Consider the following 15,539-nt stretch of genomic DNA (forward strand, 5'->3'; position numbering starts at 1 on the left):
TTTGCTGTGTCGCCGCCAGGCTCCGTAATCACCATTCATTGAGGTAAGTGATGACCAGAGGCGTTACCGCAAAGCAACGTGAAGTTCAGCGCATTGTCGATGCGCTGTCGATTGCGATTGCTCAACATCGCCTGAAGCCGGGAACGCGATTGATCGAAGCGCAGATTGTCGATGTCCTGCAGGCCAACCGCAATCATGTGCAGGCCGCTTTGCAGCGAATGGCGTTGCAGCATATTGTCACCATCGAGCCGAATCGCGGCGCGATGGTCGCCCGCCCCGAGGCTCAGGAAGCCAGAGAAATCTTTATCGCGCGCCGGGCCATTGAGAGCGCCATCGTCGCCTGCATCACGCCGGCCGGCATGGCGCGCTACGCGGCCGATATCGATGCGCAGCAGCAGGCCGAACGGCTGGCCGCGCATCAGGATGACCGGCGCAATATCGTGCGCGAGCTGAGTCAGTTTCATCTGCTGCTGGCGCAGATCGGCGATAATAAGGTGCTGGGCGAAATTCTCGCCAATTTGATGGTGCGCAGTTCGCTGATCGTCGCGCTCTACCAGCGCAACGATACCCCGGCCTGCCAGTGCGCCGAACACGGTCAGATTATTGAGGCGCTGCACGCCGGCGATAATGCGCGCGCCCAGGCGATCATGATCGATCACCTGAACGCGCTGGAACAGCAGCTGGATTTGGCCGAGTACGACGCCGACGAGCTGTCGCTGCGTCAGGCGCTACTGGTGGAGTAAACGCGCCGCCGGGCGTTCAAAAGTTTGCCGGCCGGCTTTGAATCCCATCACCGGCGGCGCGATGCCCGCCACTACCTCGCTGGCCTGCCGTACGTCAAACACCGCAAAATCCGCCCGACAGCCCGGCGTCAGGCCGTAGTCGGTCAGCCGCATCAGGCGCGCCGACTGGGTGGAAATCCACGCCAGACAGCGCAACATATCCGCCGGCGTGCCCAGTTGACCGACGTTGGCGAACAGATTAGCCTGGCGCACCAGCGAGGCGTCGCCGAACGGCGTGAACGGATTGCCGATATTGTTGCTGGAGAGCGAACAGGTGACGCCGCACTCATCGAGCAGCGCCAGCGGCGCCACGCCGCGCGGTTTATTGCAAAAATGGTCGCGCCCGGTGAGAAACAGATCGGTCGCCGGCAGGGCGGTGATATGGATGCCGGCCGCGGCCAGCCGCCGCGCCAGATCGAGCAGCGTCGGTTTGTCCAGCGTGGACAAGCGGGTCACGTGGCCGAGCGTCACCCGGCCGGCCATGCCGGCGCGCTGGGTTTCGGCGATCGCCGCTTCCAGCATGCGGGTATCGGGGCGCAGATCGAAATCGAAATGCAGATCGAGATCCACCCGCCATTCCTGCGCCAGTTCGAACAGTCGGCGCAGCTGGCCCGGCGGATCGCTGTCGGTGTAGGGGCAGCCGCCGAGCAGATCGGCGCCGTCCGCCAGCGCCGCGCACAGCAGCGCTTCGGTCCCCGGATTATTCAGCAGCCCTTCCTGCGGAAACACGCAAATGCTCAGGTCGATGGCCCAGCGGTAATCGTCGCGCAGCCGCTTAACGGCGCGAAAGCCGGTCAGACCGATAAGCGGGTCGATTTCGACATGGGGGCGCATCCAACTGGTGCCCTGCATAATCGCCTGTTCGATAATGGCGGCGCCGCGCCGGTAAACGTCCTCTTCGGTAAAGTCCGCCTTCGCCGCGCTGGTGGTGCGAATGGCCTCTTCCAGCGTGCCGTCGCGCAGCTCGCAACGCGCCAGAATGCAGGCCTTATCCAGGTGAATATGCGTTTCAATCAGGCCGGGCAGCACCAGCTTGCCGCCGAGATCCCGCGTCGGCGCGCCGTCCAGCGCGGCGACAAAGCGCCCCGCGGCGATATGCAGCGTGTGCAGCCGGTCGCTATCCTGCGCCAGGCGCGCGTTAAGCAGCGTGAGTGTGTCAGACATCGACGGTTTCTCCTAAGTAAGCGGCCAGCAGCGAGCCGTCGGCCTGTAGCTGACGGGCTTCGCCCTGGCTGACGATTTTCCCGGATTCCAGCACCAGCGCCCGATCGGCGATTTCCAGCGCCAGGTTCGCCATCTGATCGACCAGCAGCAGCGTCACGCCCTCGTCGCGCAGCGTGGCCAGCGCATCATACAGTTCGCCGATCATGCCGGGAGACAGGCCGAGACTCGGTTCATCCAGCAGCAGGATGTTTGGTCGCGACATTAGCCCGCGGCCGATGGCCACCATCTGCTGTTCGCCGCCGGAAAGCAGTCCGGCCGGGCTGTGCAGACGATCGCGCAGGCGCGGGAAGCGCTGCAGTATCTGCTCAATCGCGCGCTGTCGTTCGCCGGCGTCGGGGCAGGCGTAGCCGCCGAGCAATAAATTATCCAGCACCGACAGCTGGCCGAACATTTGGCGTCCTTCCGGCACCAGCGCCAGCCCCATGCCGGCGATGCGGCTGGCGTCCGCTTCATGGATGGCGATATCGTTGAGATAGATGCGGCCGCCGCCGGCCGGGCGCAGGCCGGCCAGGCAGTTCATGATGCTGGATTTGCCTGCGCCGTTGGCGCCGAGGATCGCCACGGTTTCCCCCGGATTGACGCTGAAGCTCACTTTGTCGACCACCGGCGCGGCGCCGTAGTCGATGCTCAGGTTATGCACCACCAGTACCGGTTCGTGCGAGGTTTGCAGCGGCGTGCGGCGCGGCGGCGCGCGATAGCCGGTGCCCCCCAGGTAGGCGTTGATCACCTGCGGATGGCGTTGAATCTCCGTCGGCGTGCCGTACGCCAGCGGTTTACCGGCGTCCAGCACCTGAATATGGTGGCATACCGCCATCACCAGCGGCATATCGTGTTCGACCAGCACCAGCGCCAGACCAAACTGCGCCAGCCGGCGCAGCAGCACGGCCAGCCGATCGGTCTCTTCGCGGCTCAGCCCGGCGGCCGGTTCGTCGAGCAGCAATACGGCCGGATTGAGCGCCAGCGCGCGGGCGATCTCCACCAGACGGCGGTCGACGTGCGGCAAATCGTCGGCCGGCCGCAGCACCGAACCGCGGTAGCCGACCAGCGCCAGCAGCGCGAGCGCCAGCTGCTGCGGCGCTTCGCCCGGACGGCGCCACGGCCGGCCGAGACGGCCGCCCTGCAGCGCCACCAGCAGATTGTCCAGCACGCTCAGTTCGCCGAACAGCTGGGTGGTTTGATAGGTGCGGGCGATGCCGGCGCGGGCGATTTTCCACTGCGGCGCGCCGTGCAGAGCCTCATCCAGCCGGATGGCGCCGCTGTCGGCGCGATAGAAGCCGCTGATCATATTGAGCACCGTGGTCTTGCCCGCGCCGTTCGGGCCGATTAGGCCGAGTACCTGACCCGGCTCGACGCGAAAGCTGACGCCGCTGGCCGCCTGCACGCCGCCGAAGCGAATGCCGATCTCGCTGACCGTCAGCGCCGGCCGGCTACGCTGAAAGTGGCGCTGCAGCAGGGCGTCGTCCGGCTGTTCGGGCGCCAGGCGCGCGTCCGGCCTGACCAGCCAACGCGTCAGACTGCCGAGAATGCCCCTGGGCGTCAGCCACAGCACGCCGAGCAGCAGCAGGGAGAAAATCAGCAGCCGGTATTCGGCGAAGCCGGACAGCAGTTCGGGCAGCACCACGATCAGCAGGGCGCCGAGCACCGGGCCGAGCAGGGTGGAGCTGCCGCCCACCACCACCGCCAGTACGAACAGGATCGACTGGGAGAAGGGAAACGAGTCGGGGTTGATAAACATCAGCAGCGGGGCGACCAGCGCGCCGGCGGCGCTGGTCAGCATCGCCGACAGGGCGAAGGCCAGCGTTTTGGTCCAGGTCGGGTTAAAGCCGAGCGAGCGGGCGGCGATCTCGCTGGATTTGGCCGCGCGCATCGCCAGCCCCCACGAGCTGCCGTACAGCCGCGCATAGAAGCCGAGCGCGGCCATCATCAGCGCGCCGCAGCACAGCGCCAGCCCAATGGTCGGGTCCAGTCCGGCGAAATCGGGCAGCGGTATGCCCATCAGACCGTTGGCGCCGCCGGTAACCGTACGCCATTCGATCAGAATATGGCGCACCACCAGCGCGAAGGAGATGGTAATCATCGCCAGCCAGGGGCCGCTGACCCGCAACGCCGGGATCGCCAGCAGCGCGCCGAGCAGTCCGGCGCTGAGCGCGGCGATCGGCAGCGCCAGGCCGAGCGGCACGCCCGCGAGGGTCAGTCCGGCGGACAGATAGGCGCCGATGGCGTAAAACGCGATGTGACCAAACGAAATCTGGCCGCTCAGGCCGATCAGAATGTTCAGGCCGACCGCCGCCACCACCGCCAGCGCGCACAGCGACATCACCAGCAGGGCATAGCTGCCGAGCCAGAACGGCAGCAGAAACGCGGCCAGCCCCAGCAGCACCATCCCGGCCTGATTCACAGTGATTTTTTTCATTATACTTTTATCCGTACTTTTCGCCCGAACAGGCCGTCAGGGCGCAGCGCCAGCGCCAGAATCACCAGCGAGAAGGTGAACATCTGGGTGAAGGCGGACCCGAAATAGAGGGTGATGACGGCCTCCGTGACGCCGAACAGCAGACCGGCGATATAAATGCCGCTGGCGTTGGTCAGCCCGCCGAGGATGGCGACCGCGAAGGCCTTCAGGCCGAACAGGGTGCCCATGTCGCTGTTGATATTGAACAGCGGGGCGATCAGCAAACCGGCCAGACCGGCGAACACCGCCGAAACGGCGAACGCGGCGGCGATCACCCGGCTGACGCGGATGCCCATCAACTGCGCGGCGCAGGCATTCTGCACGCAGGCTTCCAGCACCTTGCCGATCCGGCTGTAACGACGCGTCAGCGTCAATAGCAGCACGATGGCCAGCCCGCACAGCGGGATCAGCAGACTCATCAGCGCGATAGGGTGTCCGAACAGCGAAAAGCGCAGATCGCCGACCGGGAACTGACGCGGTTCCTTGCCGAAAGTGAACATCGCGATGTTATCCACCAGAATGCCGCCCGCCACGGTGGCCATCAGCCAGGCGTCGGAGCCGCGACTGTGGAACGGCCGGATCAGCAGCCGTTCCACCAGCAGGCCAAAGAACGCGCAGAACGACAGCGTGGCCGGCACGGCCAGCCACAGCGGCCAGCCCCAGGTGACGGACAGCGAATAGCCGACGGTGGCGCCGACCATCATCGCGCTGCCCTGGGCGAAGTTGACCGTACGCGAGACGATCCAGGTAATATGAAAGCCGAGCGCCAGCAGCGCGTACATACTGCCGAGGCTCAAACCGGTCGATAAAGCTGTGCTCCACATGCTCAGGCTCCGCCATACTCAGGGGGTAACGGGAACGATCTGTTCGCCGACAAAGTGGGCGAAAACATAATCATCGGGTCCCAGCGCGTCGTGCTGTTGTGCGCTAAACGGCTGGCGATAGTGTTTGATCAGACCCTGATAATCGTCGATCTGATAGAATCCTGCGCGTATCGCCGGGCCGTCCAGACCGGCGGCTTTTTCCATCGCCAGCGCGGCGAGATGCATCGCATCGTAGGCGTTGGCGATGCCTACCGCCGGAGTAACGTCGGCCAGCGTTTTAATCGCCGGATACTGTTGTTTCAGCGCGTTCAGCACCGCATCGCCTTTCGGCGTGTTGCGATCGGTAAAGACAAACGTCTGAATAAAGGTGACGCGCCCGGCGCCCGGTCCGGCCAGCTCGCTGAAGCGGCCGCCGGCGGGTCCCCAGTGGGACACCACCGGTACCTGCCAGCCCATTTTGTGCAGCGATTTCACCACCTGGGCGGAAGGTCCGACGTTGCCGACCATCAGCAGGGTATCCGCGCCGGCATTCTTCAGACGCGTCAGCTGCGGCACCAGATCCACATCGCTGTCCTCAATCCGCTCCACGCCGGCGATCGGCAACTGGCGTTTTTCCAGCGCGACGCGGAAACCTTTCTCATTCGATTCGCCCCACGGGTTGTTGACCAGAATCATGCCCGGTTTTTTCATACCGGTTTTATTGACGCCATAGTTGATCAGCGCCTCGTCCACCAGTTCGTCCACCGCCGAAACGCGGAAGGCGTAATTCTCTTGCGCGCCGTTATGGGTAATGCCGGTGCCGGCCGCCCAAATCCCCATAAACGGCATTTTCAGTTGATTAGCCAGCGGCACGATGGCCAGCGATACCGGCGTATCCAGCCCGCCGAACAGCATGGCCACCTTTTCGCGCTGGATCAGCTCGCGCGCGGCCAGCATTCCTTTGCCCGGGTTGCTTTCGTCATCGCGGCGCACCAGTTCCAGCTGGCGGCCTTTTACCCCGCCGGCGGCGTTGATTTCGTTGATGGCGACGGTTAACCCCCGCGTCAGGGCTTCGCCGGATTTGGCCGATTGTCCGGATAACGCGGCCACCAGGCCTATTTTTATCGGCGGTTCGGCGGCGTAGCTGGCCAGGCACGCCGTGGCGCTCAGGGCGGCGGCGGCCAGGCGGTACAGCCATTGACGCGGTTGACGGACGCTTTTCATCATCATTCCTCACAGGTTGCTAGCAATATTTATTTTATTTCTAGCAATTTGAATGCCAGTTTGCTATTTCTTGCATTTGCCGCCGTGGGCGCGCATTTGCGGCGATCGACGGCGCATTCTTTGCGCTATTTTGGTGCCTTCTGCGCGCTGCGGGGGCATCCGACGTTTATCAACCAAACGGGAGGTCAGTAATGAACAGTGAACATCCGGCCGTCGCCATCGTGCAGGCATTTCTGGACGCATCGATGGCGCCGGATCCGGTGCGCGCGGCCAGCTATATGGCGCAGGACGTCCGCATTACCTTTACCGGCAAACGGGTGATGGCCGACACTCGGGCCATCACCGCGTTTAACGCCGGGCGCTATCGCTGGGTGAAGAAGCAGCTCGGCCAGTTTGACTGGATGGATCGCGGCGATCATGTCGTGGTCTATTCGAACGGCACGCTGTACGGCGAATGGCCGGACGGCCGTTCATTCAGCGGCAACCGCTACCTCGATCGCTTCGAAGTGCGGGCGGGCAAGATCACGCGTATGGATGTCTGGAACGACAGCGCCGAGTGGATACTGGTCTCGGAGGTAGGGCAGTCGGCGGAATAAGCCCGCTGGGGAGGGTGTCCCCGCGGCGGGCTGGCCGGGCGATTGATGCGTTGCTTTATTCCGGCAGGTCGGTCAGATAGCTATCGGTCAGATAGCGTCTGGCCAGTTCAACGGTATCATCGACAAAGCAGGCGCGCAGTCGTTTAATCTCTGCCTCGAAGCTGTGCTGATGGGTGGCGAACCAGCCGACCATCAGCAGACGGCGCATGATCACCAGCGCCGGGATGAGCGCGATATCCGTGGCCGCCAGCGGTCGAATCCGCCGGTAGGCCGCAATCCATCTCGCTACGTAGTACGGCGTCTCAGGCTGATGTTCGATCAGCGTCAGCGAACAGGCCAGCTCGTACAGATACCAGCCGAATCCGCAGTCGTCGAAGTCGATAATGTACAGACTTTCCGGCGTCATCAACTGATTGGCCTGCCGCAGGTCGCCGTGGATCAGACCCCATTGGTTCGTCCCCCGGCCCCAGGCGCCCAGCTCGCGCCGCAGTTTTTCTTCCGCCCGGGCGAACAGCCGCCATACGTCGCCGTTGACCTCGGGATTATGACGCCAGCATCCCCACATGCCCTCGACGCCGATGGCCACCTCAATGTTCCAGTCGGGACGGCTAAACGCAGGACCGAGGTCGTCAACCGTGTAGCGGTGCAGCAGGGCGGAGATTTCGCCGAGCCGGGCGAAGACGTCGCGCAGGTCGGTGACGGCCGGCTGCCGTCCGGCGATAAACTCGAACATTACCGCATACTGCTCTCTGCCGTACTCGTCGCGGTAGCGCGTAATCGCCTCGCCCGCGCGGTTGGCGATAACGGCAGGCGTGCTGAAGCCGGCGGCCGTCGACTGAACAAACTGACGTACCCTGGCGATCCACGCCAGCTCGCTGGCGATCTGCGCATAGCTGCGGTAGCCCGGCCGGCTCAGCCGGATAATGCTTTTGTGCGCCGTATCGGGCCGCTCGACCAGCCAGGTGGCGTTTTCAGAGAAGCTAATCAACGTACTGTTACTGTCGGCCGGCAGGCCATAGTACGCCAGCAGCGGGCCAATGTTATTGTGCCAATCCCAGACGGCGGGCGCGGCCGGCGCACAGGTCGTTTGACGCATTTTCCATCCCCCCTTATTGAACGGAAAGTTGACCGAGGCGGAACGCCGCACCGGTGGTTTCTATCGCCGCCGCCAGCCGACGCAGAATGTCGGCCACGTCGGCCTCGCTCAGCAGCAGGCCGGGTTTAAATTGCAGCACGGAAGGATCGAGCGTTGAGAATATCGCCCAGATTCCCTGTTTATACAGCTCGCTCATCACCGGTTTAGCGCCTTGCGGATGGTTGAACTGCAGGCCGAAAATCAGGCCGGCCTGGCGGATGGCGCAAAACCAGTCCGGGTTGGCGTTTTGTATGGCCCGCAGGCCGCGGGTAAAGGCCGCGCTGTTGTCGGCCACGCGTTGACGGGTGGCGGGACGCAGGGTGATTTCGAGTACCTTCAGCGCCACGGCGCAGCCTAGCTCCGAACCGCCGAAGGTCGACATATGGGCGAAACCGTCTTTGTCCAGCCACGCGCCGGGCGCATCGCGCATGATCAACGCGCCCACAGGATAGATGCCGCCGCCGAGCCCTTTCGAAGTGACCAGAATATCCGGCGTCACGTTATGTCTGGCGATCGCCCACAGTTCCCCGGTACGCATCAGCCCCGTTTGCACTTCGTCGGCGATATACAGCGCGCCGTGCCGTTCGCACAGCTGCTTTACGCCGGCCAGATAGCCCGGCGCCGGCATCGGGAAGCCATAGGTCGCCGGAATAGTCTCCATGATCACCGCGGCGATATCGCCGGCCGCCAGCGCGGCGGCCATAGCGTCGATATCGTTAAGCGGCACCTGCCTGAACTCATCCGGTCGTTCGGCGTTGAATATTTTGGCGAAGCGCGCGTCGCCGGTGGCGACGGCCAGACCGGTGTGGCCGTGGTAGGCCTTCTGGATCGAGACAATGACGCGTTTGCCGGTTGCGTAGCGGGCGCTCTTGATCGCCAGATCGATAGCCTCGCTGCCGGAGGTGACGAACGCGACGCGGCACATTTCTTGCGGTACGGTGCTCAGCAGCGTTTCCGCCAGCCGGGTGCGCAGCGGCGCCGGGAAATGGTGGTTGCCGATATCGACCCGTTGCAGGGCCGAAGTCAGGGCGTCGATCAGCTCCGGATTGCGGTGGCCCAGATTATAGGTGCCGCCGTTTAAATGAACGTCAATCAGGCGGTGCCCGTCGACATCGTGCAGTACATAGCCCTCGCGTTGGCCGATCAGCAGCGGGATGCCCTCATCCTGCCAGAAGCGCGTCTTGTCCGGATTCCAGTATTTTTCCGCCGCGTTCAGCGCCTCGGTCTTGCTGGCGTAACCGAATAACCAGGGATTAGTCATGTTTTTTCCTTGAGTGATGAACGATCAGGCCAGCTCTTTCAGCCGCTGATAATGAACCGGCCGGCATGCCTTCATATATAACGCGCAGGCGATGCCGGCGATAAAAGTGAGCAATACGATGGTTTCGAGCGCGATGGATACGCCGTGCGCGTTATCGCCGCCGACCAGCGACGGTAAATTATCCACGGCGATCCACAGACAAATTAAAATGCCCGCCAGTCCGCCGGCCGGCGCGATCACCACATTCCACAGGCGGCGATCGACTTTATTGCGCTGGAAAAAGACCAGAACCGAGATACAGGTTAAAGACAGGATCAGCATATAGCCCAGGGTGCCGGCGGTGGCGCCCCACGCATAGATTTGCGTTACCGGATCGAGACCAATCAGCATCAATATGGCCAGCATGCCCAGCGAGGTCAGGGTTTGCACCAGCGATGAGGCGTGCGGCGAAGCGTGACGTTGATGTACGCCTGACAGTCGGTTGCTCAGCACGCCGTATCGACCCATAACATATTGATAGCGAACAACAATGTTGTGCAGCGACAGAATGCAGGCGAACAGACTGGTGATCAGCAGAACCTGCATTACATCGACAAAGGCGCGATTGAGGTAATTTTCGGTGATTAACAGATACATGTCGGCCGGATGGGCATTGGCGAACTGCAGCACCTCTTGTACGCCGACGCCGATCACTTCGCACCACATGGAAAGGGTATAAAACAGGCCGACCAGCAGGACGGCGATATAAGTGGCGAGCGGAATGGTGCGCTCCGGGTCGCGCGCCTCTTCGCGAAAGATAACCGTCGCCTCGAAGCCGATAAAGCAGTAAATGGCGAACATAATACCCAGTCCCGGCGAGCCGGAGGAAATGGTGGCCGGGCTAAAGGCGGTAAAGGCATCCGCCGGCACGCCCTGACGGTAAAGGATGGCGGCATCGACCAGCAGAACAATTAAAATTTCCAGCACTAACGCCACGGCTAAAAATTTAGAGCTTAATTCAATATGCCGGTAGCCGAGAAAACCAATAATCGCCACCACGACAAATGACATAATTTGCCACGGAATAGATATTGAGAAGAAACTCGACAGAAATTCAGCGAGGGAATAGCCGATATAGGCTTCCAGCGCGAATAAAATCAGTGAATAAGAGACTAATGCCGTACTGGCCGAGCCCAGACCAATAATTCTTCCCAGTCCTTTCTGTACGTAAGCGTAAAAGGCGCCGGCATTGGTAATATATTTCGACATGGCGACAAAACCAATGGTGAATAATAACATTATCGCCGTGGCGATAATGGCATCGAAAGGAGCCGCCGCGCCGTTGCCCATTGAAATAATCAGCGGGGTATTCGCCACCATGACGGTAAGCGGCGCGGCGGTCGCCACCACCATCAATACAATTGAGGTAACGCCCAGCGTTCCGCTCAGTTTTCCTGATGATGACTTCAATTCACCGGACGTCATTATTCTTGTCGACTCGCTCATTTTATACTCCTGTGAACCTGTCACAATAAAAAAAGTGGTTGCTGATAAACTTTATATAGCCGTCATACACCCGGATGTCGGGGCGCTGGCTGCGCGCCGTTATTCGATGCCTCTGCGGCCGGCGTTACAACATTCATCCATAAGCTTCGCCGGTAAATGGCCTGACGCATCGCGTTGTTCAATGCGACAGCGTTTGCCCCGCGACGCTATTATTTAGCTATCCCGACGTTATCAAACCGACGATAAATAACCGGTGTTTTCGATTATCAGAATTTATGCCGGAGACGTCTTGACATTATCAGACAAAAATTTGATTGTGCGGAACAATAGCGCCAATAGCCGGTTAACGCGGCGTATTTTATTCATTCTGGTGCGGTTGCCTCATGGTGGAACATTCGGCGTGTCGGGCAACCCGGCTATTTTCTTTTATTTCAGCATATTATGACTGGCATGTTTTTTGCTCTTTCGGTTGATTAGCGTTGTTCTCCCTGAAAAGGGATTTGCCGCGCGGCAACGCACCGTAAAGATGAAGGGTTTACCATGCATTCGATGAGCGGAAATGTTTACCGCAGCGCTGAAACCACGGTGCTGGCCACCGTTATGGTGGGGCTGGAGGATTTTATCCGCCGCCAGGGCGGCGATGCGCGCACTATTTTCAACCGGGTCGGGCTGTCGACCGAACTGGCGCAAAAACCTAACGATCTGATCTCCCTGCGCAGTTATTGCTGCGCCATCGATGAGGCGGTGAAGCAAACCGGCAATGATAATTTCGGCCTGTGGTTCGGCGATCAGTTCTCGCTGGAGTCATTGGGCATGCTGGGTTTTCTGCTGCTGTCGTCGCCGACGCTCGGCGAGGCGCTGGGCAATCTGGTGAAGTATTTTCCGGTGCACCAAAAGAATAGTCTGGTGAGCTATGAGGAAAAACAAGGTATCGGTCGTCTCAGCTACCGGGTGGTGGACGGCAACATCGTTAACCGGCGTCAGGACGCGGAGCTGTCGATCGCGCTGTTTCTGAATATTTTCCGTCATGCGCTGGGCGATGACTGGTCGCCGTGCGAAATTCATTTTGAGCACGCGCGGCCGGAAAATAATAACGATCACCGCAAAGTGTTTGCCAGCGATACCTTGTTTTCGCGCCCGATGAATGCCATTTACTTCAAAGCCGGCGTGCTGGACAACGGCATGCCGCAGTGCAACGCCATGCTTTTCAATGTGATGCAGCAGAGTCTGGAGATTATCGGCGGCTTGAATCGGCCGAAGTCCGGCCTCGTCAGTAAAGTAAAGGATGAGCTGATATCGCTGCTGGCCAGCGGCAATCCGCGGCTGGAGGAGGTGGCGCTCAGAATGAACATGCCGGGCTGGACGCTGCAGCGCCGGCTGGCGGAAGACGGCAAGAGTTTTAAAGAGATCGTCGAGGAGACCCGCAAGGAGCTGGCCTGCTACCATCTGCAGCATCAAACCATCAATATCTCCGGCCTGGCGACGTTGCTGGGCTATACCGAGGTGAGCGCTTTCTCGCGCGCCTTTCAACGCTGGTATGGCGTGGCGCCCGGAAAATGGCGCGCGGCGAGCGGCGACTAATCGCCGCCGGGCAATGCGCCGGCCAGATCCGCATCGCCTTCGCCGCCGTTCCGCCGCCGGTTTATTACGCCGCCGCGCCGGGCGTCGGCAGCAAACCGCCGTCTCGAAGCAGGGCGATAAGCTGATCTCTGCTCTGTTCCGTGCGGCCGCAGTATTCGACGATACTGGAGCCGACCACCTCAAACGTTTCGCTCAGCCGCCTGAGCGCGGCGCTCAGGGCGGCCGGCGTCGGACCGCCGGGCGTGGGCATCAGCGCGCCGGAAAAACTGTCCGGGTTCAGCACATCGACGTCGATGTGCAGGTAAATCCGCCGGTAGCCCGCCGCCCGGATCGCCGCGCACAGCCGCCCGGCGCTCGACGCATCGATTTCGGGCGACAGCGCGATGTTGCGCCGTTCGATAAATGCGCGCTCCGGCTGGTCGAGCTCCCGTACGCCGGCGAGGAATATCTGGCCGGGCACAAGCGGACGCGCAATGCCCTCAACCAACTCCCGCGGACCTTCCCCCGTCAGGGTGCGTAAGACCATACCGTGAAACTCGCCGCTCGGCGATGACTGCGGCGTATTCAAATCCGCGTGGGCGTCAAACCAGATAACCGCCAGTTCGCCGGCATAGCGTTGATTCAGCCAGGCTACCGGCGCGACCTCCGCTCCGCAGGTGCCGCCAATCATCTGCAGCCGATCGGGGCGCCGGGCGGTCAACTGGCGCATCGCCTGTCGAAAGCGCTCCACAATGGAGGGCAGGGCGTAGACCTGCTGCGTTTTGACTAACGTTTCCTGTTCCGGCGCCGCGATATGGATGCTGTCGCCGTCGTCGGGCAGAGCCGCCGCCAGCCATCTGGCGCCGGCGTGCACCGAAGGATGGGAACAACACTGCCACTCGGGATAGATTAACCTCATGCTATATTCCTTAAATTATCGGCGGGTCGAATAACTCAGCTCTTCCGGGGCGGGGAGAGACTTTTCTGTTTGTTGACGTTATGACAGATTATCCCTTTGCCGGCGGATCGTTCAATGCCGAACAAGACTTCCCGCAGAGGCATCCAGGATGAAACACGGCTGCCGGGCTGTCGTCTGCGTCACGCGGCTAACCGGACGAGCAGCGAGCGCGTGATTTAATCCGCCGGGTGGCCGCGAAAGCGGGCGTCGGTGCGCATTGTCCTGCGCCGGCGGTAGACCTGTCGCGCGTCTTCACTATTTCGGATCGTCGTAAACGACGGCGCGCGGCGCCGTTTGAACGCACTGGAGGCAGAATGATAAGACGTATCCCGGCCATATTCGCCGCTCTTTGGCTGACGGCGGCGGCGCCGGCCTGGGCGGGCTGGTATGTGGTGAACAACTATGTCGGACTGGTCGGCACTTATCCGGTACATGTCTCGCTGCAGCGCTACCGTTTTGGTCCCTATATCAGTCTGCTGGGCAGTTATTATTATGATCGACAGCGCGCCCCGATCCCTTTGTATGGCACGTACGCGGCGGACTCGTTGAGCGCGTGCGAAATCCTCAACGCGCAGGACTACGACAACTCTATTATCCGCGGGAGCGCAACCGCTCCCGATATGTCGGCCTGCCCGTTTCAACTGAGCGCGCGCGGCGATGAGCTGGTCGGTCACTGGCGCCGCGGCGACAAACGCTATCCGGTGCGCCTGCGCCGCAGCGCGTCGCTGGACGATAGCGCCTCGCCGCCGTCTGTTCTGGGAACGCCGGACATCCCGTTCTGGGGGCAGACCGAGACACACAGTTTTATCGGCGTTTATCAGCGTAGCGGCGGCGATCTCGCGCTCAGCGGCGTGAAGGTGCTGGATAAGCGCAGCGGCAAGGTGGTGCAGGTGCTGAATCCGCAGCGGCAGGGCTGTCGCTTCGGTTTTTTTATGACGCCGATTTATATGAATCTTGAGAACGGCGAGAATCGTTCGCGCGTGTTGCTGAACTGCGCGCCGGGCGATGGGCCGGGCGACAAAACGATCGAGTATCGCCTTGATGCCGACAGCCAACGCTATCGGCCGGTTGATGATTAATGCCCGACGTCAGACAGATCCGATAACGCCGCGGCGGCGGCAATCAGCGCCCGAGGCTGTGGGGGGCCGGCCGGGTTTGTGCCGGACGATATTTTTTTAGTTTATCTAAGGATAATTCACTGTATTTTTAGGCATTACGCCGTTAAAACAATCATCGTGGTTGATCGCCTCTGTTATAGTGCGTCCCTGTGGACTGTGCCGGATCGGGCGATCCGGGCAGACCGGTGTATTCTCTGATACGACCTCTGGTTACGGGTAAAAATGACGCTTTACGACATCAAACCTAAATTTCAAAATCTGCTGCGCCCCGGCTTAGCCCGACTGCAGCGCGGCGGGGTGACGGCCAATCAGGTGACCCTGCTGGCGTTGATCCTGTCGCTGGCGATGGGCATCGCGCTGGCGTTGTACCCCGCGCGCTGGCTGTTTTTCTGTCTGCCGCTGTTTCTGTTTGTTCGCATGGCGTTAAACGCCGTCGATGGCATGCTGGCGCGCGAATTTCATCAGAAATCGCGGCTGGGCGCGCTGCTGAATGAAACCAGCGACGTTATCTCTGACGCCGCGCTCTATCTGCCGTTCGCTCTGTTGCCGTTCGCGCTTCCCTGGCTGGTGACGATCGCGGTGCTGCTGGCGGCGATGACCGAATTCTGCGGCGTACTGGCGCAGACCATCGGCGCCGATCGTCAATACAATGGCCCGCTGGGCAAGAGCGATCGGGCCCTGGTGTTCGGCGCCTACGGCCTGTGCATCGCGATCTGGCCGGCGGCCATGGCCTGGTCGGGTTGGTTGTTCGCCGCGGTGGCCCTGCTGTCGCTGCTCACCTGCATTAATCGCTGCCGGGCGGCGCTGCGCCAGCAGGCGTGAACTGACATTTTCGCCGATTGATGCAATATTCATCATTCGCGGCCTGATCGGAACAGTAAAGTATTTGTCATCTGCCCCCGGTTTTGTTTACAACAATGCAACGGCAATTCACACGGAGA

General features: G+C 61.3%; 13 protein-coding genes. 5 read left to right on the forward strand and 8 right to left on the reverse strand.

Annotated elements, in window-relative coordinates:
• Positions 1 to 50 precede the first annotated feature (50 nt).
• Positions 51 to 743: a GntR family transcriptional regulator gene (locus FJU30_RS19845; RefSeq protein WP_150436712.1), complete on the forward strand. Its 693-nt coding sequence runs from the start codon at positions 51 to 53 to the stop codon at positions 741 to 743.
• Here FJU30_RS19845 and FJU30_RS19850 read toward each other — a convergent pair.
• Genes FJU30_RS19850 through FJU30_RS19865 form a run of 4 tightly spaced genes read right to left on the reverse strand, consistent with a single transcriptional unit; the run spans position 729 to position 6,485 of the window.
• Positions 729 to 1,946 carry an amidohydrolase family protein gene (locus FJU30_RS19850; protein ID WP_150436713.1) on the reverse strand — a complete coding sequence of 406 codons (1,218 nt, stop codon included), beginning with the start codon at positions 1,944 to 1,946 and terminating at the stop codon, positions 729 to 731. The genes FJU30_RS19845 and FJU30_RS19850 overlap by 15 nt on opposite strands.
• The gene (locus tag FJU30_RS19855; protein WP_150436714.1) at positions 1,939 to 4,419 is read right to left on the reverse strand and encodes a branched-chain amino acid ABC transporter ATP-binding protein/permease; all 2,481 of its coding nucleotides are present in this window, start codon (positions 4,417 to 4,419) and stop codon (positions 1,939 to 1,941) included. Before FJU30_RS19855 ends, FJU30_RS19850 begins: the two co-directional genes overlap by 8 nt.
• Complete coding sequence (locus tag FJU30_RS19860) at positions 4,419 to 5,282, reverse strand: branched-chain amino acid ABC transporter permease (protein ID WP_150436715.1); 864 nt, start codon at positions 5,280 to 5,282, stop codon at positions 4,419 to 4,421. The genes FJU30_RS19855 and FJU30_RS19860 overlap by 1 nt, the downstream gene beginning before the upstream one ends.
• A gap of 18 nt (positions 5,283 to 5,300) precedes the next feature.
• Positions 5,301 to 6,485, reverse strand: a complete 1,185-nt coding sequence (locus FJU30_RS19865; RefSeq protein ID WP_150436716.1) for an ABC transporter substrate-binding protein — start codon at positions 6,483 to 6,485, stop codon at positions 5,301 to 5,303.
• A gap of 191 nt (positions 6,486 to 6,676) precedes the next feature.
• On the opposite strand from FJU30_RS19865, the gene FJU30_RS19870 reads away from it, so the two are divergent.
• Complete coding sequence (locus tag FJU30_RS19870; protein WP_150436717.1) at positions 6,677 to 7,081, forward strand: nuclear transport factor 2 family protein; 405 nt, start codon at positions 6,677 to 6,679, stop codon at positions 7,079 to 7,081.
• Positions 7,082 to 7,136: 55 nt separating this feature from the next.
• Here the strand turns inward: FJU30_RS19870 and FJU30_RS19875 are convergent, their stop codons facing one another.
• Genes FJU30_RS19875 through FJU30_RS19885 form a run of 3 tightly spaced genes read right to left on the reverse strand, consistent with a single transcriptional unit; the run spans position 7,137 to position 10,962 of the window.
• Entirely contained in the window at positions 7,137 to 8,177 is a 1,041-nt protein-coding gene (locus FJU30_RS19875) for a phosphotransferase enzyme family protein (protein WP_150436718.1), read from the reverse strand.
• A 13-nt stretch (positions 8,178 to 8,190) separates the two neighbouring features.
• Positions 8,191 to 9,477 (reverse strand): class-III pyridoxal-phosphate-dependent aminotransferase, encoded by a 1,287-nt coding sequence (locus FJU30_RS19880; RefSeq protein WP_150436719.1) that lies wholly within the window; start codon positions 9,475 to 9,477, stop codon positions 8,191 to 8,193.
• Positions 9,478 to 9,501: 24 nt separating this feature from the next.
• On the reverse strand, positions 9,502 to 10,962 hold the full coding sequence (locus FJU30_RS19885) for an APC family permease (RefSeq protein WP_223881649.1): 1,461 nt from the start codon (positions 10,960 to 10,962) through the stop codon (positions 9,502 to 9,504).
• Positions 10,963 to 11,502: 540 nt separating this feature from the next.
• On the opposite strand from FJU30_RS19885, the gene qhpR reads away from it, so the two are divergent.
• Positions 11,503 to 12,543, forward strand: a complete 1,041-nt coding sequence (gene qhpR / locus FJU30_RS19890; protein WP_150436720.1) for an AraC-like transcriptional regulator QhpR — start codon at positions 11,503 to 11,505, stop codon at positions 12,541 to 12,543.
• A gap of 64 nt (positions 12,544 to 12,607) precedes the next feature.
• On the opposite strand, the gene FJU30_RS19895 is transcribed toward qhpR, so the two are convergent.
• Positions 12,608 to 13,441, reverse strand: a complete 834-nt coding sequence (locus FJU30_RS19895) for an arginase family protein (protein ID WP_150436721.1) — start codon at positions 13,439 to 13,441, stop codon at positions 12,608 to 12,610.
• A gap of 353 nt (positions 13,442 to 13,794) precedes the next feature.
• Between FJU30_RS19895 and FJU30_RS19900 the strand changes: the two genes are divergently transcribed.
• Entirely contained in the window at positions 13,795 to 14,559 is a 765-nt protein-coding gene (locus FJU30_RS19900; RefSeq protein WP_223881650.1) for a hypothetical protein, read from the forward strand.
• Positions 14,560 to 14,820: 261 nt separating this feature from the next.
• Positions 14,821 to 15,420, forward strand: coding sequence for a CDP-alcohol phosphatidyltransferase family protein (locus tag FJU30_RS19905; RefSeq protein ID WP_150436722.1), 600 nt, complete (start codon positions 14,821 to 14,823; stop codon positions 15,418 to 15,420).
• Positions 15,421 to 15,539: the final 119 nt, after the last annotated feature.

Source organism: Affinibrenneria salicis (assembly GCF_008710095.1).

Bases quoted from the DNA above. Each gene is read 5' to 3' on its own strand.
- FJU30_RS19845 (WP_150436712.1), top strand. From the start codon at position 51: ATGACCAGAGGCGTTACCGCAAAGCAACGTGAAGTTCAGCGCATTGTC.
- FJU30_RS19850 (WP_150436713.1), bottom strand. From the start codon at position 1,946: ATGTCTGACACACTCACGCTGCTTAACGCGCGCCTGGCGCAGGATAGC.
- FJU30_RS19855 (WP_150436714.1), bottom strand. From the start codon at position 4,419: ATGAAAAAAATCACTGTGAATCAGGCCGGGATGGTGCTGCTGGGGCTG.
- FJU30_RS19860 (WP_150436715.1), bottom strand. From the start codon at position 5,282: ATGTGGAGCACAGCTTTATCGACCGGTTTGAGCCTCGGCAGTATGTAC.
- FJU30_RS19865 (WP_150436716.1), bottom strand. From the start codon at position 6,485: ATGAAAAGCGTCCGTCAACCGCGTCAATGGCTGTACCGCCTGGCCGCC.
- FJU30_RS19870 (WP_150436717.1), top strand. From the start codon at position 6,677: ATGAACAGTGAACATCCGGCCGTCGCCATCGTGCAGGCATTTCTGGAC.
- FJU30_RS19875 (WP_150436718.1), bottom strand. From the start codon at position 8,177: ATGCGTCAAACGACCTGTGCGCCGGCCGCGCCCGCCGTCTGGGATTGG.
- FJU30_RS19880 (WP_150436719.1), bottom strand. From the start codon at position 9,477: ATGACTAATCCCTGGTTATTCGGTTACGCCAGCAAGACCGAGGCGCTG.
- FJU30_RS19885 (WP_223881649.1), bottom strand. From the start codon at position 10,962: ATGAGCGAGTCGACAAGAATAATGACGTCCGGTGAATTGAAGTCATCA.
- qhpR (WP_150436720.1), top strand. From the start codon at position 11,503: ATGCATTCGATGAGCGGAAATGTTTACCGCAGCGCTGAAACCACGGTG.
- FJU30_RS19895 (WP_150436721.1), bottom strand. From the start codon at position 13,441: ATGAGGTTAATCTATCCCGAGTGGCAGTGTTGTTCCCATCCTTCGGTG.
- FJU30_RS19900 (WP_223881650.1), top strand. From the start codon at position 13,795: ATGATAAGACGTATCCCGGCCATATTCGCCGCTCTTTGGCTGACGGCG.
- FJU30_RS19905 (WP_150436722.1), top strand. From the start codon at position 14,821: ATGACGCTTTACGACATCAAACCTAAATTTCAAAATCTGCTGCGCCCC.